A 23,578-nucleotide genomic window follows, 5' to 3' on the forward strand; every position below is an offset into this window, starting at 1 on the left:
TCCCTTCTGTGGGGTGTCGCCCCCAGGCGGATGGGGGTGCCCGCTGCGGCAGAGAAACGCCCTGCCCCCCCCTCCCCACCCCCCCCCCCCCCCCTACCCCAAGGGCGCCCCCCCCCCCCCCCCCCCCCCCCCCCCCTTCCGGCCGTCGGGGCCGACACGGGACCCGGTCCATAGCGCCCATCGCACCCATCACGCCCACGGCGGTGCCGTCCGGCCGCGGCCCCAGCGGTCAACGGCCGCTGTCGCCCCACCACATGACATCCACCTCCATGGCCTTTGGCCTGAATTCGGCGTGACATCTGTTTCAGGACGGATTGCACAGGTTTCCCAATTCAACTTGTTTTCAAACCAAGTTGACGAAGACGGGGTGGACGGGACGCCGTGGGCGTGCCAGGTTGTGCCCTGAAGGCGCCGCCCGGCAACGGGACATGGCGCAAGGCGCCGCCCGGAGGACAGCGCCCGGCACGGCGTACGACACACCCAACGAACGGCACACGCAGGGACCGGCACCCCAGGGATCGAAGGGAGCGGTACGCGATGACCGACCAGGTACAGCCGGCGCAGGGCCCGGGAACGTCCGGGCCGGGGCCCGACGGAGCGGGATTCACCTACCGAGGAGCCGAGCAGGAGCTGATCGTCGTCGCACGGCCGGAGGCCCGGCTGCGCGCACGGACCGAGGGCGTCCGGTCGGCGGCGGGCGCCGACGTCTCGGCCCTCGACATGTTCCTCAGTGACGAACAGCTCGCTCTGGAGCCGCTGTTCGGCAGCGAGGAACGTCTTCAGCAGTCCGCGGCGACGGGTACCGAGAACGGATCCGACCTCGCGCTCTTCTACCGGGTGCGCGGTGTGGAGAGCCGCGCCCAGGAACTGCGCGCACGGATCGCCGCGCTGCCGGAGATCGACACGGCGTACGTGAAGCCCGGCGCCGTTCCGGCCTCGCGGGGATCGGCACATTGGACCGGCCAGAGCGCCGACGACAGCCAGCGGCTGAAGGAGGGGGCGCCCGTCACCCCCGACTTCACCAGCCGGCAGGGCTATCTGCGCCCGGCGCCGGAGGGCGTCGACGCGTACTGGGCCTGGCAGCGGCCGGGCGGTTCGGGCCAGAGCGTCACCGTGATCGACGTGGAGGGTGCCTGGCAGCTCGGGCACGAGGACCTGGCGTCGAAACTCGCCGGCGTCGTCGTCGGCACCCCGCACACGGACCTCGCCTGGCGCAACCACGGTACCGCCGTCATCGGTGTGATCGGCGGCGACCGCAACGAGCACGGGATCACCGGGATCGTGCCGGACGCCGTGACCGCGGCCGCGTCCTTCCAGGGCATCGGAACGGCCGCGGCGATCCACGCGGCGGCGGAACGGCTGAGCCCCGGCGACATCATCCTGGTCGAACTACAGGCCCCGGGGCCCCGGTTCGACTTCGCGGAACGCGACAGCCAGGCGGGCTACATAGCGCTCGAATGGTGGCCCGACAACTTCGCGGCCATCCAGTACGCGACCGCCCGGGGCATCCTCGTGGTGGCGGCCGCCGGCAACGGCGCCGAGTCGCTCGACGACGCGCTGTACGAACGCCGCCCCGCGGAGTTCCCCGAGTGGTGGCGCAACCCCTTCAACCCCTCCAACCGGTCCTCCGGGGCGATCCTGGTCGGCGCGGGCGCACCGCCCCCCGGCACGCACGGCCGCGACCACGGCCCGGACCGTTCACGGCTCGCGTTCTCCAACTACGGGGCGCGCGTGGACGCGCAGGGCTGGGGACGCGAGGTCACGACCACCGGCGGCTTCTGGGACCGGCCCGGCGATCTGCAGGGCGGCGCCGAGGAGATCGCCTGGTACACGGACACGTTCTCCGGGACCTCCGCCGCCTCCCCGGCGGTGGTCGGCGCCCTGGCCGCGCTACAGGGCATGCTCAAGGCGGCGGGCCAGGCACCGATGTCCTCGGAGCGTGCGCGCGCGGTGCTGCGGGCCACGGGTTCCCCGCAGCAGGACGCACCGGGCCGGCCCGCGTCCCAGCGGATCGGCAGCCGGCCGGACATCAAGGCGGCGGTCACCCGTCTGCTGCCGGAGGCGGTCGGCTCGGGCCAGGCCGAACGGTACTGGGACGAGCTGCTGCCGTATCCGCGCGAACTCCCGCCGAGGCTCCGGCTGTACGTGTCCGGTGCCTGGCGTGACCTGAACAACCCGTCCCCCGAGATCCGTCAGGCGGTGCACTCCGCCTTCGCGGGAGGACGGCCCGACGTACGGGTCTGGTTCTCGGACGACGAGATCGTCGGCCTGGTCGTCACGGGCTGAGGATCCGGTCCTCCCGGACCGCGATGGACCACGACAGACCGCGATGGACCACAACGGGAAGCGACAGACCGAAACGGAACGCAACCAACCATTGATGGAAGGTGGCACCGCGCATGAGCACCATCCCGCAGATGAGCCAGCAGGGACAGCAGGGACAGCAGCAGTTCCCGAGCACGTCGCCGTACCAGCAGCAGGGCATCGGCCAACAGCAGCCGTTCGGGCAGCAGATGCCCGTCGGACAGGAGATGCCGTTCGGACAGCAGACGCAGCAGCCCTTCGGCCGGCACGAGATCGGCCGGCAGGTTCCGCAGCACCTGCAGCAGCAGATCCAGCAGCTCGGTCAGCAGCAGCCGTTCCAGCAACTGCTCCAGCAGCTCGGCGGCCAGCAGCAGATCCAGCAGGGCGGCGGGCAGCAGCACCAGCAGGGCGGCGGTCAGCAGCAGATCCAGCAGGGTGAGCCGCTGATCCTGCAGAGCTCCGTCGAGACCCGGGCCCTGGCCATCGGCATGGCCGAGCACTTCCAGGACGTCGTGACCGCGCTCCCCGGCCAGCCGCAGGCCCTCTACCTGTTCATCGACAACAGCTGGCGCCGGCTGGTCAACCCCAACCAGGTGACCCACGACGTGGTCCAGAAGGCCTTCGCCTACGGGCAGCAGGTCTACGGGATCTACGACACCGGCACCGGTGCCGTCCAGTCCGTCATCGTGACCAGGTAGGGACGGGAGTTCCAGCGAAGTAGAGAGTGCCGGGCGGAGATTCTCCGCCCGGCACTCGTGTTCCCGCCGCTCAGGTGTCCCGCCGCTGCCGGTGGAGCACGCGGGACGAGGTACTACAGGGCGACCCCGAGGAGCGCGTCGACGGCGCGCGAGACGATGCCCGGGGCGCCCTCGTCCGTGCCACCCGTCTCGTGCTGGAGCGCGGCCCAGCGGTCGACCGCGGCGAGCGCGGCCGGTGCGTCGAGGTCCTCGGCGAGCGCGGCACGGATCTCCTCGACGAGCGCGTCGGCGGAGGGCCCGTCGGGCCGGGACACCGCTGCCCGCCAGTTCTCCAGGCGCGCGACGGCCTCCTCGAGGACGGTGTCCGTCCACTCCCAGTCGGACCGGTAGTGGTGCGCGAGCAGCGCGAGCCGGATCGCGGCCGGGTCGACGCCGTCCTGCCGCAGCCGGGACACGAAGACGAGGTTGCCCTTGGACTTCGACATCTTCTCGCCGTGCAGCGCGACCATGCCGGCGTGGACGTACGCCTTGGCCATCGGGAACTCGCCGGTCAGCACCTGGGCGTGCGAGGCGCCCATCTCGTGGTGCGGGAAGGCGAGGTCGGAGCCGCCGCCCTGGACGTCGAAGCCCATGCCCAGGTGGTCGAGGGCGATGGCGACGCACTCGATGTGCCAGCCGGGCCGGCCGCGGCCCAGTGAGCCGCCGTCCCAGCTCGGCTCACCCTCACGGGCGGCCATCCACAGCATCGGGTCGAGGGGGTTCTTCTTGCCAGCCCGGTCCGGGTCGCCGCCGCGCTCCGCGGAGAGCAGGCGCATCGTCGCGGCGTCCAGGTTGGACACCTTGCCGAAGTCGGGGTCGGCCTCGATGGAGAAGTAGACATCGCCTTCGAGTTCGTACGCCGCTCCGGCGTCCCGCAGCCGCTCGACGAGCGGCACGATGCCGGGTATCGCCTCGACCGCGCCTATGTAGTGGCGGGGCGGCAGCATCCGCAGGGCGGTCATGTCCTCGCGGAAGAGGGCGGTCTCCTTCTCGGCGAGTCCCACCCAGTCGATGCCGTCGCGCTCGGCCCGCTCCAGCAGCGGGTCGTCGACGTCCGTCACGTTCTGGACGTAGTGAACCTGCCGCTTGGTGTCGAGCCACACGCGCTGCACGAGGTCGAACGCGTTGTAGGTCGCCGCGTGTCCCATGTGGGTCGCGTCGTACGGCGTGATGCCGCACACGTAGATACGGGCGACGGGACCGGGGGCGAGGGTGACGAGCCCCCCGGTCGCGGTGTCGTGGATCCGGAGGTCGCGGCCCTCACCAGGCAGGGCGGGGACCTCAGAAGCGGGCCAGGCATACATGTCATGAGACTAACCGGACGGGACTTCCGCATACGAACCGGGCAGCACCTGATGCCAGGGAAGACCCTCGTTCGCGGCTCCCGGCCCGGTGCTCACCCGGCGCCGGGCCACACCGGGGGGCGACGCCCGGCCACACCGGAGGCCGGCACAGGGCTACACCGGGGGCCAGGGAATGGCGGGCCAGTCCCCGCTCGGCTCCGGGTGTTTCCCGGAGGCGAGCATCGCCTCGACCCGCGCGCGCGTGGCGTCGGTCTCGACGGCGGTGACGAGTTCGGCCAGGCGGGTGGCGAGCGGCGCGCCCGGCGCCAGGGCGTCACGCAGGGAGCCGAGGACCTCCAGCGCCTCGGCCGTCAGCGGCTCCCCCGCCCATCCCCACAGCAGGGTGCGCAGCTTGTTCTCGGCGTTGAAGGTGACCCCGTGGTCGATGCCGTAGAGGCGGCCCTCCTCCGCGGGCAGCAGATGGCCGCCCTTGCGGTCGGCGTTGTTGATCACGGCGTCGAGGACGGCGAGCCGCCGCAGCCGTGCGTCGTCGGCGTGCACGAGCAGGGCCGTCTCGCCCTCGCCGACCTCGGCGAAGCCGATCGCCTTCCAGCCCTCGGCCGGCTCCTCGCCCTGCACGAGCGCGAGCAGCCCCTCCCCGTCGTTCTCCGCCGACGCCTCGATCCACAACTGGCACATGCCCTCGCCGTACGGCCCGTCGCGCAGCACGGTGGTGGGCACGAGCCCCCAGCCGGTCGCCTCGGAGACCTCGTACGCGGCGACCTCGCGCTGGGCGAGCGTGCCGTCGGGGAAGTCCCACAGAGGTCGTTCACCGGCCACGGGTTTGTAGACGCAGAACGCCTCGCGGCCCTCGTACGACACGGAGCAGTGGAGCACCGCGTTCGAGGCCTCACGGATCTGTCCGCGTACCTTCAGCTCGCCCCTGGCGAGCAGCTCGGCGGTCGTCACGCTCCGCGGCGGTATCCGTTCTGGCGCGGACATACGTGTCCTTCCGGGTCGAGCGGGAGACTGCACAGCGGGCAGGGGGGCCGGCCGGCGTTGACGACGTCGAGTGCGCGCTTGGCGAAGGCCCTGGCCTGCGCGCCGGTGAGCCTGACCCGCAGCATCGGCGGGCCGTTCTCCTCGTCCTGGAGCAGCCGCTCCTCGGCCTCCGCGAGGTCTTCGTCGGAGTCCGCCTCGACTTCCACGAGGGCCTGCGCCTCGACGATCATGCGCTGCTCGTCACCGTCCCAGGCCAGCGCCATGGTGCCGACCCGGAACTCCTCCTCGACGGGGCTGTCGAGGGGCGCGGTGTCGGACACCTCGGTGGGGGCCATCGCCGGGACGGGGGCGCTGCCTCCGGTGCGCCGGACGACCTCGTCGAGGAGCTCGTCCATCCGCTCGGCGAGGGCGGCGACCTGGGTCTTCTCCAGGGCCACGCTCGTCACCCGGGGGCCTGAGGATGCCTGCAGGAAGAAGGTACGGCGTCCGGGCAACCCGACCGTACCGGCCACGAAGCGGTCCGGGGGGTCGTAGAGGAACACCTGACGGGACACGTCCTGTCTCCATTGAATCGGCATGCGGGCCGGCTGACCGCGTCGGCCCGCATCGGCTGAGAACGGGTTGACAACTACTGTGCTGGTTCGACCGCTTCACCCTACTGCGGCCGACGATCACGGTGCGCCCGCACCGCCCCCGACCGGAGCGTCGCCGCTCGGGGGTTCCTCGTGCGGCGCCAGGGACGCGAGATCACCGGTGTCCCCGAGACGCACGAGAAAGGGCCTCAGCCGGGTGTAACGGATCGCTGTGATGGAACACGGTTCTACGGAGATCCGCTGAAAGAGGTCGAGATGAAGTCCGAGTGCGTCGGCGACGAGCGACTTGATGATGTCGCCGTGCGAGCACATGAGGTAGACGGCGTCGGCGCCGTGGTCGCGCTCCACGCGCGCGTTCCACTCGCGTACGGCCTCGGCGGCCCGGGTCTGCATGGCCCGCATCGACTCGCCGCCCGGGAACGCGGCTGCGGACGGATGCGCCTGCACGACCTCCATGAGCGGCTCGTCCTTGAGCTCGGCGAGCTTGCGGCCCGACCAGTCGCCGTAGTGGGCCTCCCCGATACGCTCCTCGGTGTGCGCGCGGACCTCGGGGCGGGCCTCCAGCAGCGGCTGGACGGTCTCCTGGCAGCGCTGGAGAGGGCTCGTGACGACCTCGGCGATCGGCAGCCCGGCGAGCCTGCCGGGCAGGGCCGCGGCCTGCTGGGTGCCGCGCTCGTCGAGGGCGACGCCGGGCGTCCAGCCGGCGAGCAGTCCCGCGGTGTTGGCGGTGGAACGTCCGTGCCGGACGAGGATCAGGGTGGGCATGCGGCCCAGCGTAAACGGACGGCCCGCGAAGCCGGCGGGCCCTGTGGAAAGCGGTCCCCGATGTGCGACGGGGCCACAACGAAAGGAGAGTGCGCTCCGTGATCGTCGACTGTGCCATCTACCGTGACGGCCGGCGGACGGAGGGGCCCGACGACCTCTCCGACGCCCTGGCGCAGTGCCGTGCCGAGGGCGACGCCTTCGTGTGGATCGGCCTGCACGAGCCCACGGAGAAGGAGTTCGACCTGGTCACGGAGGAGTTCGGGCTCCATCCGCTGGCGGTCGAGGACGCCCTCAAGGCCCATCAGCGCCCCAAGCTGGAGGTGTACGAGGACTCGCTCTTCGTGGTCCTCAAGCCGGTGTCGTACGAACCGGAGAGCGATACCGTCACCTCGGGCGAGGTCATGGTCTTCGTCGGCGACTCGTTCGTGGTGACCGTGCGGCACGGCGAGGAGTCGCCCCTCGTGGCGGTGCGGCAGCGTCTGGAGTCGGATCCCGAGATGCTGCGGCACGGGCCGACGGCGGTGCTCTACTCGATCGCGGACGCCGCGGTGGACCACTACCTGGAGGTGGCGACCGAGCTCGGCACCGACCTGGAGGAGCTGGAGGCGGAGGTCTTCTCGCCGCAGCTGGGCGGCTCGCGGAACACCGCGTCGCGGATCTACGCGTTCAAGCGGCAGGTACAGGAGTTCCGCAGGGCGACGGTCCCGCTGGCGGGGCCGCTGACCCGGCTCTCGGGCCCGGGCGTCAAGGCGGCGGACGTGCCGTTCGTGAACGAGAAGGCGCAGCCCTTCTTCCGCGACGTCAACGACCATCTGCTGCGGGTCAACGAGTCCGTGGAGGGCCTGGACCGGCTGGTGTCCGACATCCTCTCGGCGCATCTCGCGCAGATGAGCGTGCGGCAGAACGACGACATGCGGAAGATCTCCGCGTGGGCGGCCATGGCGGCGGTCCCCACGATGATCGCGGGGATCTACGGGATGAACTTCGACCACATGCCCGAGCTGCACTGGCTGTGGTCGTACCCGGCGGTGATCGTGTGCATGGTCCTGCTGGAGATCCTGCTGTTCCGGCTCTTCAAGCGGCGGGGCTGGCTGTAGGTCCGCGGGCGGTTCAGGCGAATTCCGGCGCCGTGGTGGCGGGTCCGTTCAGGGCGCCGCGCCGCTCGGGCATCTCCAGGGCGACCATCCGGCGCCAGCCGGCCGCCCGCTCGTAGGCGTACACGGCGTGGATGCCCGCCGCGAGGACGGCCGCCCTCGCCCTGGACCAGCCGAGGAGGCGCCCCATGCGGGCCATCACGGCGAGGCTGACGTCCCGGTAGACGCGGATCTCGGCGAGCGCGCACTCGCGCAGGGCGCGCTGGATGGCGCGGCCGTGGCCGGCGTACGCGAAGCGGAGCAGTTCCTCGTGGCAGTAGGCGAGGTGGTTGTCCTCGTCGGCAGAGATCATCTTCACCGCGCGGCCGATGTCGGGGTGGTCGGCGAAGTGCCTGCGCAGCAGGTCCATCTGCTCGGAGGCGCGCTGTTCGGTGACCCGGCTGTGGGCCAGATAGGTGACGATGTCCCGCACGGTGAGCTGCTGGTCGCTCTTGAGCCGGTCGTGCGCCAGTCCGATGCCGTGCCGCTCCAGGAGCATCGTGTAGTCGGTGTCGGGCGGGACCTCGACCGGTTCGAGGCCGCGCTTCTTGATGAGGGCGTTGAAGATACGCCCGTGTTTGTCCTCGTCGGCGCCGTGCCGGGCGATCTTGGGGGCGAGCCCGCGTTCGCCCGCCGGGACCAGTGCGGCGATCCGGGCGTTCTCCCAGCCGCCCTGTGACTCCCCGCTGGCGGCGACGGAGCAGAAGAGCCGGTACGACTCGTCGTTGTCGAGGATCTCCTGGAACAGGCTCTTGGCGGACAACATCGTTGACACCCTCTCTGCAGAGTTGTGCAGAAAACGAGTCAAATGGGATGTCCGCGACCCGGCAACCGATGTGTCGGACAAATCCGCCGAACGATGGACGACGAGAGGGGTCCAGGCGCGTAACCAAGGGGCCGTCGGCGCGTTGTTCCCCGTGACGGCCGTGGCGGGGAAGACCCCCGAGCCCCCACCACGGCCGCAGAACTCTCCCGGAGCCGTTCCGGCCCGGCTACGCGAGTCCGGCCCGCTCCAGGGCGTCGGAGCCGGCCCGCAGCGAGGCGATCCGGTCCTCCAGGGTGAAGCCCGCGGGCGCCAGCGTGAGCGTGTCGACCCCGGCGGCGGCGTACGCCTTCATGCGGTCGGCGATGCGGTCCACCGAGCCGAGCAGCGTCGTCTGGTCGATCAGCGCGTGCGGGATCGCGGCGGCGGCGCCTTCCTTGTCGCCGGACAGGTACTTGTCCTGGATCTCGGCGGCTTCCTTCTCGTAGCCCATGCGCTGGGCGAGCTGGTTGTAGAAGTTCTGCTTGCGGCTTCCCATGCCGCCGACGTACAGCGCGGTGTACGGGCGGAACATGTCGGCGAGCGCGGGGACGTCCTTGTCGGCGCCGAGGGCGAGCGGAAGGGTCGGGCAGACGTCGAAGCCCTCCATCGTCTTGCCGGCCTTCTCGCGCCCCGCGCGCAGGTGCTTGATCGCGGTGTCCTCGAGGTGCTCGGCCGAGGGGAAGATCAGCAGCGCGCCGTCCGCGATCTCGCCGGTCTGCTCCAGGTTCTTGGGGCCGATCGCGGCGATGTACAGCGGGATGTGCTCGCGCTCCGGGTGCACGGTCAGCTTGAGCGGCTTACCCGGACCGCCCGGCAGCGGCAGGGTCCAGTGCTCGCCCTCGAACGACAGCCGCTCCCGCGTCATGGCCTTGCGTACGATCTCCACGTACTCGCGGGTGCGGGCCAGCGGCTTGTCGAACTTGACGCCGTACCAGCCCTCGGAGACCTGTGGCCCGGAGACGCCGAGTCCGAGGCGGAACCGGCCCCCCGAGAGCGAGTCCAGCGTCGCGGCGGTCATCGCGGTCATCGCGGGCTGGCGGGCCGGGATCTGGAAGATGGCCGAGCCGACGTCGATGCGCTCGGTCTGGGCGGCGACCCAGCTGAGCACGGTGGCCGCGTCCGAACCGTAGGCCTCGGCGGCCCAGCAGACGGCGTATCCGAGCCGGTCGGCCTCCTGGGCGACGGCGAGGTTGTCCGCGTCCATTCCGGCGCCCCAGTAGCCGAGATTGATGCCGAGCTGCATGGCCGATTCCCCTTACCGATCAGTAACGTCCCTTGTGCCCGAGACCCTAGCGTGCGGGCGCCCCGGGCGGGGAGCGGCACGTTCGCCTTCTCGGTACGGTCCCGGGGGCGCTGCCGCGCGGGCCCTCGCCGCCCCTTGCGTCCGGCCGGTGCCGCCCGTCGTGCCCTCCCGTGGACGCGGGTGCCGGACGCCGGCCCGCGTCACCGGTCGTCACGTGCGGCAATCGGTGGGATTTCCGTTGTCCACAGGCCCCCACGCGGCCGGTGCCGGACAGTAATCTCGGCGTCCATGGAGCAGAGGCATCTCGGCCGTACCGGCCTGCGTGTTTCCCGGATCGGGCTCGGCACCCTCACATGGGGCCGGGACACCGACGAGCATGACGCCGCGGACCTCTTGAAGACGTTCTGGGAAGCGGGCGGGACCCTCGTCGACACCGCGGACGTGTACGGCGACGGCGAGGCCGAGTACCTCCTCGGACAGCTCATGGAAGGGCTCGTTCCGCGCCGGGACCTGGTCATCTCGACGAAGGCGGGGAGCGTGCGCGACCCGGACCGCCGCTTCGACGGCTCGCGCAGCCATCTGCTGTCGGCCCTGGACGCCTCGCTCGCCCGCCTGGGCACGGACTACGTGGACCTGTGGCACGTCCACGCCTACGACCCCTACACGCCGCTCGAAGAGACCCTCCAGGCCCTCGACCTGGCCGTCAGCAGCGGCCGGGCGCGCTACGCGGGCGTGTCCAACTTCTGCGGGTGGCAGCTCGCCAAGGCCGCCACCTGGCAGCTCGCGGCGCCCGGTATACGCACCCGGCTGGCCAGTACGCAGATGGAGTACTCCCTGCTCCAGCGCGGCATCGAGCGGGAGGTGCTGCCCGCCGCCCTCGACCTGGGCATCGGCCTGCTGCCCTCCTCGCCGCTCGGGCGCGGCGTGCTCACCGGCAAGTACCGCAACGGCACGCCGACCGACTCCCGGGGAGGCTCGGAACACCTCGCGCCCTTCGTCGCGCCGTATCTCGACGACACGGCCAGCAGCATCGTGGAGGCGGTGACGACCGCGGCGGACGGTCTCGCCGTGACCGCGCTCCAGGTCGCGCTGGCCTGGGTCCGCGACCGGCCCGGGGTCGTCGCCCCCATCGTCGGCGCGCGCAACGCGCAGCAGCTCACGGCCGCGTTGTCAGTGGAGACCCTTAGGCTTCCTGACGAGATCTGCCGGGCGCTCGACGACGTGTCGGCCCCGGTGCACCACTATCCCGATCACGACTGGAGCACGCTGTGAGCACGGAGCCCGAGACCACGGAGGACACGGAGCCGGGGACGCCGGGCGCGGACACGGCCGCCGACACCCCGCAGACCACGGGCGAGGACGTGGACCACGCGGACGCGCGCTCCGGGGACGGGGACGTCTCCGGGGACGCGGGCACGGACGCGGGCGAAGGCACGGGTACGGAGGCCGCCGACGGTGCGGAGGCCGCCGCGGGGACCGAAACCGCCGAAGGCGCCGCCCAGTTGTCCGAGGCGGCTGCCGAGTTGGCGGCCCAGCGCGTGGAACGGGAGCGGATCGAGCGGCGGAAGGCGGAGAAGCAGGCGCCGATCGCGGCCGGGAGCAAGCTCAGCGGCACGGCCGCGGACCTGCTCGCGGCGGTGCGCGCCGTGGAGAGCGGCGAGAAGCCCGTGGCCACCGCCTTCCGCGAGCCGTCTCCCGCGCCGCGCAGGGCCGCGCCGGAGCCCGCGCGGCGACCGCAACCGGTGGCCGCACCGACCGCACCGGCGCCGGCCGCCGCGCCGGAGGCCGTCGAGGCGGTCCGTGCCGTGCTGGCCGGGGCCGGCGCCCCCGAAGCGCTCGCGGCACAGGTCGTCGCGGTGCTGGGCGAGGGCGCGGACGGCCAACTGCGCGAGGACCCCTGGCAGTTGCTGCGGGTCCCCGGGGTGCGGCCCGAACAGGCCGACGGGTTCGCCCGGGTGCTGCTCGGCGCGGAGTGCGGCCCGGACGACGAGCGCCGGGGCATGGCGCTGACCGTGTGGCTGCTGGAGCAGGCGGCCGTCGCCGGGCACACCGCGCTGGACGCCCCGGCGCTCACGGCGGCCCTCTCCCAGCGCTCGGTGCCGGACCCGGACGCGGCCGTGCAGAGCGCTCTCGCGGAGGGCGAGGCCCTGGTCTTCCAGGACGCGCTGGACACGGCTCCCACAGGCCCGGCGGCCGAGGACGACACGGAGGAGCCGCAGGAGCGCCCGGTGCGGATCCTGATCGGCCTGGAGCGGTACGCGCTGGCCGAGGAGAGCCTCGCCGACGGACTCGCCCGGGTGATGAACTCCGTGCCGAAGGAGGACGGTTCGGCCGCCGACTGGGAGCGGGCCGCGGCCTCGGCCCCCCGCTCGGCCGGGGAGCTGATCCGCGCGGTCGCCGCTCACGGTCTGGTGCTGCACACCGGCGGTGACGCCTCCCGGTCCGAGGCGGCGGCACTGCTGCACGCGGCACGCGCGCTCGGCCTGCGCGGCTGGGCCGCCACGCACACCTCCGGCGGCCGCGACGGGTTCGCTGCCCGGCCGGCCGAAACGTCCGACAGCCCGACGAACGGCGCGGCGACCGGCGTCGCCACCGTCTCCGGGCTGCTCTCCGGCACCGAGGGGCCGGGCCGGGACACGGACGGCGCCCTGGACCTGGACGTCCTGGTGGTCCTCGACGCGCCGCAGCTCGACGTCGAGACGGGGGCGATGCTCGCCGAGTCGCTTCCGGACGGGGCGCGCCTCGTGCTGAGCGGTGATCCGGCGGTGCTCTGGTCGGCGGGTCCCGGCCGGGTCTTCGCGGACCTGCTCGCCGCCCGCGCCTGCCCGCAGGTGGCGTCGCGGACCCCTGACCCCGGGCCCATCGGCGAGCTGGTCTCCGGGGTCGGCATCGGGGAGCTCAACCAGGTCGAGGCGCCCGGCAAGGAGGTCGTGATCGTCCCGGTGCGCGATGCCGGCGAGGCGGTCCACCGGACGGTTCAGCTGGTCGCGGACTCGGTGCCGCGCGCGATCGGCATCCCGGCCGAGCAGACGCAGGTGATCACCCCGGGGCACGGCGGGGCGGTCGGCACCCGTGCGCTGAACACCGCGCTCAAGGAGCGGCTGAACCCCGGTCCCGGCCGTTTCGGCGGCTTCGACCCGGGCGACCGGATCGCCTACTCCCCCGCACCGGGTCGTACCCTGCCGGGCCAGGTGGTGAAGGCCGACGCCGAGGGGCTGCACCTGGAGTGCTCGGGCGCCCCTGTCGTCGTACCGAAGGAGCGGGTGGAGCAGGCCGTGCGGCACGGCTGGGCGCTCACCGCGCACCAGGCGGTGGGGCTGCGCTGGCCCGCCGTGGTCGTGGTGCTCCCGGGCGACGCAGCGGCGGCCCTGACCCGGCCGTGGGTCTACACGGCCTTCGGGCGGGCCGAGCGTCACCTCTCCGTCGTGCACGGCGTCGAACAGGCGCTGCCGCACGCGGTGGCGGAAGTCCCCCAGAAGCCACGCACGACGCGGCTCCAGGCACTCCTGAAGGCACAGACGCCGACGGCGGGCTGATCAGCACGGGCCGTGCGGCTACCGGGCCGCGCGGCCGTGGGCCGTGCGCAACCGGCCCGGAGACTGCCGGGCCGTGCAGTCTCCGGGCCGTGCGGCTACCCGGCCGTCCGACTGCTGGGCCGTACGGTCGCCGCGCCCCTACGACTGCCGGGCGGTGCGGCTGCCGGGCCCGTACGGCCGCCACGTCCGAGCGATGCGGGCCCGTGCGGTCGCCGGACTGTGCGGCTGCTGGGTGTGAACGTGGGGGTGGCGGTCACCGTGTTTTGGCGACCGCCACCCCGTGTGCGCCCTCGGTGCCGGGCCGGCCTCAGCGATCCGCGTCCTGCGGGTCCAGGGGGTCGATCTCCCCGTCGGAGCCGAGGTCGTCGTCCAGGTCGTCGTCGTCCGACTCGTCGTCGAACACCGCGCTGACGTCGAAGCGGCAGACGACGCGCTGCGGATCGATCGACTCGAAGGGTGCCTCCAGCCATTCACCCGGCTCGGCGGGTTCGTCCGCGGCGGTCACCCAGAGCGTGGAGTCGCCCTCCTCCAGCCCGAATTCCTTGTGCCGGGTGGCGATCTCGTCCGGCTCGAACTCTCCGAACAGGATCCCGAGCGCACCGTGAACGGTGCCGGCCGCCGCGTCGAAGCCCTCGGTGGCGGTGGCGCCGTCCTCCTCCACCGCCTCGACCCGCTGGGCCTGCGCCAGCAGTCGCTGCGGTTCCACCACCGCGTAGTCCCGGCGGATCACCACGCTCAGCGCGTTCGGCTCCTCGGGGCCGGTGTACGGAGGCAGCGTGTCGTCGCTGCCGGGGATCTCGAAGGGCGTGACCTCGTCATAGCGGTCGTAGAGGAGCTCGTCGTACTCCTCGGCCGCCGCGGCGAGCTCGTTGAAAGCCTCGTAGACGGCCGGGTCGTCATCGCCCGTCCTGCGCTCGACCGCGGCCAGGTGGCGGTCGAGTGCGGTCTTGACCGCCTCGGCGGCGGCGCGTACCTCGGCAGCGGTGGGCTGCACAGCATCAGACATAGTGCAGACGCTATCCGTACAGGGCCTCTGCCCGCACAATAGATGCGATGCCGGAATACGAATTTGTCAACGTGTACGTACCTCGCGGGGTCTCCCGCAAGGAGACGACACGTCTGCTGACGGACCATGCGGAGTACGGACACTGGGAGTTGGACCGTCTGAGCCTGCTGCATGACGGCAGCCGCAGAGTGCGGTTGCGCCGACGGATCATCCGCCAGGTACGCGCCACGTGGTGACGGAAGGCCGCTGAACCGGAGCGGGCCCCGCCATCACGGAGCCCGCACCGTCACTCACGTCACGTGAAGGCCGTGGCGCCTCGGTCGCATCCGTGCCGCGCAGTGATCACGCCTGCGCCGCGTCGTACCGGGTCCGCCTACGCCTTCACCCATCGGTGTGATCAACACACCATCACTGCGCTACGCCGCCGAGCGCGCCCGCCGGTAGAGCACGGCGCCGGCCAGCAGCGCGGCGGCTCCCGCCGGTACGACCGCGCCGAGCGGCAGCTCACTGCCGGTGTGGGCGAGCTGGGCCGCGCCGTCCCGCGCGACCGACGCCGAGCCCAGGCGCCCGACCTGCGAGACCCCGCCGCGGTGCGTGTCGCCGCCCGATCCGGACGTACCCGGCTGACCCGGGGTTCCGGGGTGACCCGGCTGGCCGGGGGTTCCCGGGGTTCCGGGCCGGCCGGGAGTTCCCGGGTGACCGGGGGTTCCGGGCTGACCCGGATGCCCGGGCTGACCCGGGTGCTCAGGGTGCCCGGAGTGACCAGGCGGGCAATGGTGACCGGGGGTTCCGGGGTGACCAGGCGTACCCGGATGTCCGGGGTGGCCCGGGTGCGCCGGCTTTCCGGGCGGGGGTGTCTGGTGGCCGCCGGGCCGCGGCGTGGGGTGGTGACCGGTGGACGCGCCGTTCGCGCAGTCGTCACCCGCCGCCGCGTTGCCGACCCCGACGACGTTCACGCTGTTGCCGCAGACGTTGACCGGGGCATCGACCGGCACCTGTACCTGGTTCCCGGAGCCCACCCCCGGCGAGTGGCCGGCGTGGCCACCGGCCCATGAGCCGCCGCCCGGGTGGGTCCCCCGGCCGGCGCCGCCGCTTCCGCCGGTTCCCGCGTGACCGTTGGACGTACCGCCTCGGCCGCCGTGGTTGACGCAGGTGTTGCCCATCGCCGGGTTGAGCAACCCGACCACGTTCACCGTGTTTCCGCAGACGTTGACCGGCGCGTGCACCGGCGCCTGCACCATGTTGCCCGAGAGCACGCCGGGAGAGTTCGACGCGGAGCCGATCGCACCCGAGTCGGCGTGCGCGGAGACGCCGGTGACCGCGAGCACACCGCCGGCCGCCGCCATGGTCATCAGGCCTTTGCGGGTGACCTGTCGCATAGCTGAATCCCTGCCTTCTAGTCCTTGGGACGTGGACCATCAGTCCTTGGGACGTGGACCATCCGGAACGCGCGCACGCCCACGGGACGTGTGCGCGGAAAGCCGGTCGGCCCCGGAGCGCATGGCGCGCACTCCGGGGCCGACGAGCTCAGACCTTCACGAAATGCCCCTCATGAGGTGACCCATGGGGTGCCCCCCTCATGGGATGAGGCACGACGTCAGTGGTTGACGCAGGCGTTGCCGAAGGCGGGGTTCAGCAGCCCGATCACGGAGATCGTGTTGCCGCAGACGTTCACCGGGACGTGAACAGGCACCTGAATGACGTTGCCGGAGACGACGCCCGGGGACTGCACAGCGGTACCCTGAGCACCCGAGTCGGCGACGGCCAGGCCCGCACCCGCGAGAACCAGACCACCAGTGGCAGCCGCGGCGGCGACGATCTTCTTGATCATTATTCCTCCTTGTAGGCAAATGCGATCCCAAGCAGCGGATCGCAACACCTGTAACGAGGAGGAAGTAGTACGGCTATGGGCTTATGGTCGCATTCACCCGTCCCGGGCGGCCTCCGCACGCACGGGCGAATGTCGGCGTCAACACCCCGCAAGCCATCCGCGACGCGTCGGGACAACCCACCCGCGTCGTGTCACGACAGCCCGTCCACCGCGCGTCACGACGCGTCGATGAAACGGTCCAGTACGCGCACGCCGAACTTCAGAGCGTCCACCGGCACCCGCTCGTCGACACCGTGGAACATGCCCGCGAAGTCCAGCTCCGGCGGCAGCTTCAGCGGGGCGAAACCGAAGCAGCGGATTCCGAGGTCGGCGAAGGACTTGGCGTCGGTGCCGGCCGAGAGCATGTACGGCACGGCCCGCGCGATCGGGTCCTCGGCCGAGAGCGCGATCTGCATGGCGTCGACGAGGGCGCCGTCGAAGCCGGTCTCCAGCGCCTTGTCCGCGTGGACGTCCTCGCGCTTCACCCGGGGACCGAGAATCCGGTCGAGGTCGGCGAGGAACTCCTCCTCGTAGCCCGGCAGATAGCGGCCGTCGACATGCGCGGTGGCCTGCCCCGGAATCACGTTGACCTTGTAACCGGCGCCCAGCTGGGTCGGGTTGGCGGTGTTCTGGAGGGAGGCGCCGATGAGCTTGGCGATGCCGCCGAGCCGGGCGAGCGTCTCGTCCATGTTCTCCGGGTCGAGTTCGGTGCCCAGCGCGTCGCCGAGTTCGTCGAGGAAGTGCCGCAGGGTCTTCGTCACGCGCACCGGGAACTTGTGCCGGCCGAGCCGCCCGACGGCCTCGGACAGCTCGGTGATCGCGTTGTCCTTGTGGATCATCGAACCGTGCCCGGCGGTGCCGTCCACGGTCAGCTTCATCCAGTGCATGCCCTTCTGCGCGGTCTCGACGAGATACAGCCGCAGCTTCTCGTTGACCGTGAAGGAGAACCCGCCGACCTCGCCGATCGCCTCCGTGACGCCCTCGAAGAGGTCCGGATGCCTGTCGACCAGATGCCGGGCGCCGAACGTTCCGCCCGCCTCCTCGTCGGCGAGGAAGGCGAGGACGATGTCACGCGGAGGCTTGCGGCCGGTGCGCATCCGCTCCCGTACGACCGCGAGCGTCATGGCGTCCATGTCCTTCATGTCGACCGCGCCGCGGCCCCACACCATCCCGTCGGCGATCTCGCCGGAGAAGGGGTGATGGGTCCAGTCCATCGCGTTGGCCGGTACGACATCGGTGTGGCCGTGGATGAGCAGAGCGGGCCGTGAGGGGTCCTCGCCCTCGATGCGGGCCACCGTGGAGGCACGCCCCTTGTGCGACTCGAAGACGCGCGGCTCAAGGCCGACCTCGGCGAGCTTCTCGGCGACGTATTCCGCGGCCTTGCGCTCACCCGGGCCCGAGTGGTCCCCGTAGTTGCTGGTGTCGATCCGGATCAGCTCACGACAGAGGTCCACGACCTCGTCCTCGCCCGTGACGTTCCTGGTCGTGCCGCTCTCGCTCACGCTGCTTCCTCCCGCTGTCGCCGCTGGTGGTCTCCCTCATCCTCCCCCCGATCCCCTTCCCGTCCCAAGGCCGGTCCCGGCTCGTCACGCGCCGTTCACGCGACGACGGGGGGTGATCGAGGGCCCTCGAAAGCCTGGTAATGTTTCCTCTGTCGCCGCGAGGGAAACCCGCGCGACAGACACCTTGTCCGGGTGGCGGAATGGCAGACGCGCTAGCTTGAGGTGCTAGTGCCCTTTATCGGGCGTGGGGGTTCAAGTCCCCCCTCGGACACCAGCTGGGACGTTCACGAGATCGTCCCCGGCGCGTTCACGAATTACCGGTCGAGTCGTACGACTCACCGGTTTTTCGTCGTTTCTGGGCCTTCGCGGTACGCGGCGTGCCGATTCCGGGTCGACCGGGAGTGTGTCCCGGTCGACCCGGCCCGACCAGCCCGGGCCCGCCCTGAGCCGCGCCCGCCGGGTCGGTCACTGATACTGGGGAAATGGGCAAACTCGGGCGATTCGTCCCAGCGAGCCGGCGGGGCGACCGCGTGCCACCGAAGGCCGGGGCGCCGGAAACCGGCCCGAAGGCCCGTCACCACTCGGCCGGCCGACGTGTGCTGTGGCTGCGGAAGCCGCGCAGCGTCGCCGGTCAGGTCTTCCTGCTGCAACTGGTGGTCGTCCTGCTGCTCATCGCCACGGCCGTGGTGGTGCTCGTGATCCAGGACCGCAACCGCGCGATCCAGGAAGCCGGCGACCGGTCGCTGGTGGCGGCCGAGTCGTTCGCGAACGCCCCGGGCACCGCGGAGGCGATGAAGAGCGATGACCCGACAGCGGCACTCCAGCCCCATGCCGAGGCGGTGCGCAAGAAGACCGGCGTCGACTACGTCGTAGCCCTGAGCCCCTACGGCTTCCGGTGGACCCACCCGGACCCGGACCAGATCGGGAAGCACGTCTCCACCTCCTACGGCCAGGCGCTCGAAGGCGAGCCCCACCAGACCACGTTCGACAGCAGTCTGGGGAAGGCGGTCGACTCGACGGTGGCCGTCTTCGACGAGAAGGGGACCGCGGTCGGCCTCGTCACCGTGGGGGTCACGGTGGACAAGGTGACCAGTGTGGTGCAGCGCCAACTGCCGGTGATCTTCGCCTCCGGCGGTGTCGCGCTGCTGCTGGCCGCGGGTGGGTCGGCACTGGTCAGTGGGCGTCTGCGGCGCCAGACCCGGGGCCTGGGGCCGGTGGAGATGACCCGCATGTACGAGCACCACGACGCGGTGCTGCACGCGGTACGTGAAGGCGTGATCATTCTGGACGGTGACGGAAGGCTGCTGCTGGTCAACGACGAGGCGCGCCGGCTGCTCGCACTGCCGCCGGAGGCCGAGGGCACGCCGGTCACCGGACTCGGACTGAGCCCGGCCCTGGCCGGACTGCTGGGATCGGGCCGGGCGGCCACGGACAAGGTCTTCCTGGCCGGGGACATCCTGCTCGCGGTCAGCGTGCGGCCGGTGGGCCTCCAGGGGAGCAGCGTGGCCACCCTGCGGGACACCACGGAGCTGCGCGCTCTCGCGGGCCGGGCGGACGTGGCGGGCGGGCGCCTGCAACTGATCTACGAGGCCAGCACACGGATCGGTACCACCCTCGACATGAAGCGCACCGCCGAGGAGCTGACCGAGGTGGCGGTCCCGCGCTTCGCCGACTTCGCCACCGTCGAGCTGTTGGAGCCCGTGCTGCAAGGTGGTGAACCGACGGGGGCGAGTATGGAAATGCGCCGTATCGCAGCCGCGGGTGTCCGGGAGGACGCGCCCCTTCACCCTGTCGGGACGCTCAAGCGCTATGTGCCCGGCAACCCCGTGGCCATCGGTATAGCCACCGGCCGGCCGGTCCTGGTGGCGCGGCTCGCCGACGCCGACGGATGGCGGGCCCAGGACCCGGAGCGGGCCCAGAAGGTCATCGAATCCGGTATCCACTCCATGATCTCGGTGCCGCTCCGGGCCCGAGGCCAGTTGCTGGGGGTCGTGGAGTTCTGGCGTTCGGAGCAGGACCCCTTCGAGCCGGACGACCTGTCCCCCGCCGAGGAACTCGCCGCCCGGGCGGCCGTGTGCATCGACAACGCGCGCCGCTACACCCGCGAGCACACCACGGCCGTCACCCTCCAGCGCAGCCTGCTGCCCGGCGCGCTCCCCGAGCTGTCCGCCCTGGAGGTCGGGCACCGGTACCTGCCCGCCCAGGCGGGGGTGGGCGGCGACTGGTACGACGTCATCCCGCTGCCGGGGGCCCGGGTGGCCCTGGTGGTCGGCGACGTCGTCGGACACGGTCTGCACGCCGCCGCGACGATGGGTCGCCTGAGGACCGCGGTGCACAACTTCGCCGCCCTGGACCTGCCTCCGGACGAGCTTCTCGCGCACCTGGACGACCTGATCACCCGGATCGACCAGGACGCGGCGGCCGAAGGCAACACCGAGGGCATCACCGGCGCCACCTGCCTGTACGCGGTCTACGATCCGGTCTCCGGGCGGTGTGTTCTCGCCCGGGCCGGTCATCCCGGTCCGGCGCTGGTCTCGCCCGACGGCTCCGTGACCTTCCCCGACATCCCCGTCGCCCCGCCACTCGGCGTGGGAGGAGGTCTGCCGGTCGAGACGGCCGTACTCCGGCTGGCCGCCGACAGCCGGCTGGTCCTCTACACCGACGGCCTGGTCGAGGCCCGCGGCCGTGACATCGACGTCGGGCTCGGCATGCTGAGGAAGGCGCTCGCCGATACGGACGGCGCCACCCCGGACGACACCTGCCGGGCGGTGCTCGACGCGATGCTGCGCACCAGGTCGAGTGACGATGTCGCCCTGCTCGTCGCACGCACCCGGCTGCTCGACCCGGAGCAGGTCGGGGAGTGGGAGGTGCCCGACGATCCCGCGGCCGTCCCCCGGATCCGCGCCGAGGCCACCCGCAGGCTGGAATCCTGGGGGGTCGGCGAGGCCGCCTTCACGACCGAGCTGATCCTCAGCGAACTGGTGACCAACGCCATCCGGTACGGAGGGAGCCCCATCAGTGTGCGGCTGCTGCGCGACCGCGACAGCCTGATCTGCGAGGTCGCCGACGGCACCAGCACCTCCCCGCACCTGCGCCGCGCGACCCTCACCGACGAGGGGGGCCGTGGTCTGTTCCTCGTCGCGCAGATGTCCCGCCGCTGGGGGACCCGTTACACCGACCGAGGCAAGATCATCTGGGCTGAGCAGGCGCTCGACGCCGGAGCCGCCGGGGACCTGAGCGGTCTCCTGATGGCGGACCTGTGAAGCGGGAGACCAGACCGCCGCCCCTGGGTGTGCGCACGCCCGGAGCGTTCAGGAGCCCTCGTCGACCGTGAAGTACGGGATCTTGGCCGGGTCCTGGCCGAAAGCGGCCCCGAGATAGACGGCCGACAGTTTGGTGAGCGTTCCGTCGTCGATCAGCTGCCTGATGATCCGGTCCAGCTCGTCCTTGTTCGGTGACCCCTTCGGGTACAGGGCGCCGTAACCCTGGTCGGTTCTGTACTGGCCCACGAGGCGCACCCTGCCCTCCCGCTTCTGGGGGTACCCCAGCAGGATCGTCGTGTCGTGGACGACCGCGTCGATCCGTCCCTTCTCCAGCGCCGTGACCATGTCCGGGTCGTTGGGGAAGGCAGTGACGGGCTTGGTCGGCTTGAGGCGCTTCTTGACGAACTCCTCGCCCGTGGTGCCCTCGGCCACTCCGATGCGGACGTCACGGATGTTGTCTCCGTTGATCTTCTCACCGTCCCTGATCAGCACTCCCAGGGTCGAGGAGAGGTAGGGCGGGGAGAACTCGGCGACCTTGCTCCGTTCCGGGGTGATCGTGATCTGCGCCAGGGCCAGGTCGAAGTCCTTGGTCCGGCCGGACACGACCTCCGGGAAGGGAGCGTTCTCCACCTTCACCCGGTCGAGTCCTGACCGGTAGGCGATGTTGGCGGCCATGCAGTACTCGTAGCCGCTCGTGATGGAGTCCGGCGTGTCGCCGCCGTTCCACCAGCCGGGCTCCGGCAGGGTCGTTTTGACCGTGAGGGCGCCCGCCGTCTCGGGTGACAGGTGAAACTCCCCGTAATGCCCCGAGAGCGGGCAGTCGCCGTAGTGGGCCTTCGACGACGTTGACCCTCCCTGGTCACAAGCCGATGTCGCGACGATGAGCGCCACGCTGACAGCCAGAGAGGCGATCACTGCCGCGGCGCGCATCATTGCACCTCCGGTAGGGGCATACTCCTTGAGTCACCATAAATCACCTCGAACCATATGACTGCCGGAGCCACGTGGGAGGACTCCCGGGGAGCGGGTCGGGTCACCCGTCTTCCTGCGGCGCCGCGATGGCCGGCCGGAGGTGCGAGCCGTTTCCGACACCCTTCACGGCTCCGACGACACGATCTGGAAATCTTTCGAAACTTTCGAAGAATCCACTCGCACACTTGATCTTGCGTGATCCGGCCATGGCGACACAGGATGCCCGAGAAGGCCAGGCATGGCACCTGAACAGGGGTAATGCCATCACTCGGACAGTCAACGCGGGACGAATGTTTCGGCATCAGTGCCGAAAGTATTGACAGTTGACAGGGCCGGATCAACACTGTTCGCGATTCACAGAGCACAGCCCGGCCGTGTTGCGTGACGCCGACGCGCGGTCGCCGTCACTCCTGTTCCGCGACCCTCGCGAAGTCCCTCGCACAGCCCCTCGCGCAGTCGTGTCACGTCGCCCGGCCCCCACAGGCCTCACGAGGACGAGGAGGAAACACGCACATGATCGACGCACCCGCACACCCGTCGAGCCGCAGCAGCGGTCGTTCAGCGGCGTTCCGGCACTTCAGGCTGCTCATCAGCGGTGTCTGCACCATGCTGCTGGTCGCCGTGGCCGCGATGACCCTGCCCGGCACCGCCCAGGCCGACACGGTCGTCAGCTCGAACCAGACCGGCACCAACAACGGGTACTACTACTCGTTCTGGACCGACAGCGGCGGAACGGTGTCCATGAACCTGGGCTCCGGCGGCAACTACAGCACGTCATGGAGCAACACCGGGAACTTCGTCGCCGGCAAGGGCTGGGCCAACGGCGGACGCAGGAGTGTGACCTACTCGGGCACCTTCAACCCGTCCGGCAACGGCTACCTGTCCCTCTACGGATGGACGTCGAACCCGCTCGTGGAGTACTACATCGTCGACAACTGGGGCACCTACCGGCCCACGGGCACGTTCATGGGCACCGTCACCAGTGACGGCGGCACGTACGACATCTACAAGACGACGCGGACGAACGCCCCCTCCGTCGAGGGCACGCGCACCTTCGACCAGTACTGGAGTGTCCGGCAGTCGAAGAGGACGGGTGGAACCATCACCACCGGCAACCACTTCGACGCCTGGGCCCGCGCCGGGATGAACCTGGGCAGCTTCAACTACTACATGATCCTCGCCACCGAGGGTTATCAGAGCAGCGGGAACTCCGACATCACGCTGGGCGACAGCGGTTCGGGGGGTGGCTCCGGCGGTGGCGGTACCGGCGGGTGCGCCGCGGCCCTGTCCGCGGGCCAGCAGTGGAGCGACCGGTACAACCTCAACGTCGCGGTCACCGGCGCCGGCAACTGGACCGTGACGATGAACGTGCCGTCCCCCGCGAAGGTCCTCTCCACCTGGAACATCAGCGCCAGTTACCCCAGCGCCCAAGTCCTCACGGCCAAACCCAACGGCAGCGGGAACAACTTCGGCGTCACCATCCAGTCCAACGGCAACTGGACCTGGCCCACGGTCTCGTGCAGCACGAGCTGACCCCCGAACTCCCGAGACCAGAGGACCACTT

Annotated in this window: 19 protein-coding genes and 1 tRNA gene; 9 read left to right on the top strand and 11 right to left on the bottom strand. The window is 71.2% G+C overall.

Annotated features, from left to right (window positions below):
* Positions 1–537 precede the first annotated feature (537 nt).
* Complete coding sequence (locus ACZ6KY_RS25085; RefSeq protein ID WP_469312523.1) at positions 538–2,286, top strand: S8 family peptidase; 1,749 nt, start codon at positions 538–540, stop codon at positions 2,284–2,286.
* 113 nt (positions 2,287–2,399) lie between these two features.
* On the top strand, positions 2,400–3,002 hold the full coding sequence (locus tag ACZ6KY_RS25090) for a hypothetical protein (protein WP_469312524.1): 603 nt from the start codon (positions 2,400–2,402) through the stop codon (positions 3,000–3,002).
* Between the two features lie 113 nt (positions 3,003–3,115).
* On the opposite strand, the gene mshC is transcribed toward ACZ6KY_RS25090, so the two are convergent.
* From mshC to ACZ6KY_RS25110, 4 genes are all read right to left on the bottom strand, one after another.
* Positions 3,116–4,345, bottom strand: a complete 1,230-nt coding sequence (gene mshC / locus ACZ6KY_RS25095) for a cysteine--1-D-myo-inosityl 2-amino-2-deoxy-alpha-D-glucopyranoside ligase (RefSeq protein WP_469312525.1) — start codon at positions 4,343–4,345, stop codon at positions 3,116–3,118.
* Positions 4,346–4,498: 153 nt separating this feature from the next.
* Complete coding sequence (locus ACZ6KY_RS25100; protein ID WP_469312526.1) at positions 4,499–5,326, bottom strand: SCO1664 family protein; 828 nt, start codon at positions 5,324–5,326, stop codon at positions 4,499–4,501.
* Positions 5,290–5,880 (bottom strand): DUF3090 domain-containing protein, encoded by a 591-nt coding sequence (locus ACZ6KY_RS25105; protein WP_469312527.1) that lies wholly within the window; start codon positions 5,878–5,880, stop codon positions 5,290–5,292. Before ACZ6KY_RS25105 ends, ACZ6KY_RS25100 begins: the two co-directional genes overlap by 37 nt.
* Positions 5,881–5,997: 117 nt before the next feature.
* On the bottom strand, positions 5,998–6,684 hold the full coding sequence (locus tag ACZ6KY_RS25110) for a histidine phosphatase family protein (RefSeq protein WP_469312528.1): 687 nt from the start codon (positions 6,682–6,684) through the stop codon (positions 5,998–6,000).
* Between the two features lie 98 nt (positions 6,685–6,782).
* On the opposite strand from ACZ6KY_RS25110, the gene corA reads away from it, so the two are divergent.
* Positions 6,783–7,781: a magnesium/cobalt transporter CorA gene (gene corA, locus ACZ6KY_RS25115; protein ID WP_469312529.1), complete on the top strand. Its 999-nt coding sequence runs from the start codon at positions 6,783–6,785 to the stop codon at positions 7,779–7,781.
* A gap of 13 nt (positions 7,782–7,794) precedes the next feature.
* Here corA and ACZ6KY_RS25120 read toward each other — a convergent pair whose 3' ends face one another.
* Both ACZ6KY_RS25120 and ACZ6KY_RS25125 read right to left on the bottom strand, forming a co-directional pair.
* Positions 7,795–8,583: a ferritin-like domain-containing protein gene (locus tag ACZ6KY_RS25120; RefSeq protein ID WP_469312530.1), complete on the bottom strand. Its 789-nt coding sequence runs from the start codon at positions 8,581–8,583 to the stop codon at positions 7,795–7,797.
* Between the two features lie 226 nt (positions 8,584–8,809).
* The gene (locus ACZ6KY_RS25125) at positions 8,810–9,865 is read right to left on the bottom strand and encodes an LLM class F420-dependent oxidoreductase (RefSeq protein WP_469312531.1); all 1,056 of its coding nucleotides are present in this window, start codon (positions 9,863–9,865) and stop codon (positions 8,810–8,812) included.
* 288 nt (positions 9,866–10,153) lie between these two features.
* On the opposite strand from ACZ6KY_RS25125, the gene ACZ6KY_RS25130 reads away from it, so the two are divergent.
* Both ACZ6KY_RS25130 and ACZ6KY_RS25135 read left to right on the top strand, forming a co-directional pair.
* Positions 10,154–11,137 carry an aldo/keto reductase gene (locus tag ACZ6KY_RS25130; protein WP_469312532.1) on the top strand — a complete coding sequence of 328 codons (984 nt, stop codon included), beginning with the start codon at positions 10,154–10,156 and terminating at the stop codon, positions 11,135–11,137.
* Positions 11,134–13,401, top strand: coding sequence for a helix-hairpin-helix domain-containing protein (locus tag ACZ6KY_RS25135; RefSeq protein ID WP_469312533.1), 2,268 nt, complete (start codon positions 11,134–11,136; stop codon positions 13,399–13,401). Before ACZ6KY_RS25130 ends, ACZ6KY_RS25135 begins: the two co-directional genes overlap by 4 nt.
* Positions 13,402–13,708: 307 nt before the next feature.
* Here ACZ6KY_RS25135 and ACZ6KY_RS25140 read toward each other — a convergent pair whose 3' ends face one another.
* Entirely contained in the window at positions 13,709–14,407 is a 699-nt protein-coding gene (locus tag ACZ6KY_RS25140) for a hypothetical protein (protein ID WP_469312534.1), read from the bottom strand.
* 47 nt (positions 14,408–14,454) lie between these two features.
* Here ACZ6KY_RS25140 and ACZ6KY_RS25145 point away from each other — a divergent pair, with 47 nt between their 5' ends.
* Entirely contained in the window at positions 14,455–14,643 is a 189-nt protein-coding gene (locus ACZ6KY_RS25145; protein WP_469312535.1) for a DUF5703 family protein, read from the top strand.
* Between the two features lie 180 nt (positions 14,644–14,823).
* On the opposite strand, the gene ACZ6KY_RS25150 is transcribed toward ACZ6KY_RS25145, so the two are convergent.
* The 3 genes from ACZ6KY_RS25150 to ACZ6KY_RS25160 all read right to left on the bottom strand — a co-directional run bounded on the left by ACZ6KY_RS25150 (position 14,824) and on the right by ACZ6KY_RS25160 (position 17,779).
* On the bottom strand, positions 14,824–15,786 hold the full coding sequence (locus ACZ6KY_RS25150; protein ID WP_469312536.1) for a chaplin: 963 nt from the start codon (positions 15,784–15,786) through the stop codon (positions 14,824–14,826).
* Between the two features lie 218 nt (positions 15,787–16,004).
* The gene (gene chpH, locus ACZ6KY_RS25155; RefSeq protein WP_469312537.1) at positions 16,005–16,238 is read right to left on the bottom strand and encodes a chaplin ChpH; all 234 of its coding nucleotides are present in this window, start codon (positions 16,236–16,238) and stop codon (positions 16,005–16,007) included.
* A 215-nt stretch (positions 16,239–16,453) separates the two neighbouring features.
* Positions 16,454–17,779 carry a M20/M25/M40 family metallo-hydrolase gene (locus tag ACZ6KY_RS25160; protein WP_469312538.1) on the bottom strand — a complete coding sequence of 442 codons (1,326 nt, stop codon included), beginning with the start codon at positions 17,777–17,779 and terminating at the stop codon, positions 16,454–16,456.
* A 186-nt stretch (positions 17,780–17,965) separates the two neighbouring features.
* Between ACZ6KY_RS25160 and ACZ6KY_RS25165 the strand changes: the two genes are divergently transcribed.
* Positions 17,966–18,053 (top strand) — tRNA-Leu (locus ACZ6KY_RS25165).
* Between the two features lie 256 nt (positions 18,054–18,309).
* Positions 18,310–21,042: a SpoIIE family protein phosphatase gene (locus ACZ6KY_RS25170; RefSeq protein WP_469312539.1), complete on the top strand. Its 2,733-nt coding sequence runs from the start codon at positions 18,310–18,312 to the stop codon at positions 21,040–21,042.
* Positions 21,043–21,090: 48 nt separating this feature from the next.
* Here ACZ6KY_RS25170 and ACZ6KY_RS25175 read toward each other — a convergent pair whose 3' ends face one another.
* Positions 21,091–21,972, bottom strand: coding sequence for an ABC transporter substrate-binding protein (locus ACZ6KY_RS25175; protein WP_469312540.1), 882 nt, complete (start codon positions 21,970–21,972; stop codon positions 21,091–21,093).
* A gap of 648 nt (positions 21,973–22,620) precedes the next feature.
* Here ACZ6KY_RS25175 and ACZ6KY_RS25180 point away from each other — a divergent pair.
* Positions 22,621–23,547, top strand: a complete 927-nt coding sequence (locus ACZ6KY_RS25180) for a glycoside hydrolase family 11 protein (protein ID WP_469312610.1) — start codon at positions 22,621–22,623, stop codon at positions 23,545–23,547.
* Positions 23,548–23,578: the final 31 nt, after the last annotated feature.

Source organism: Streptomyces sp. NPDC042002, assembly GCF_055588305.1.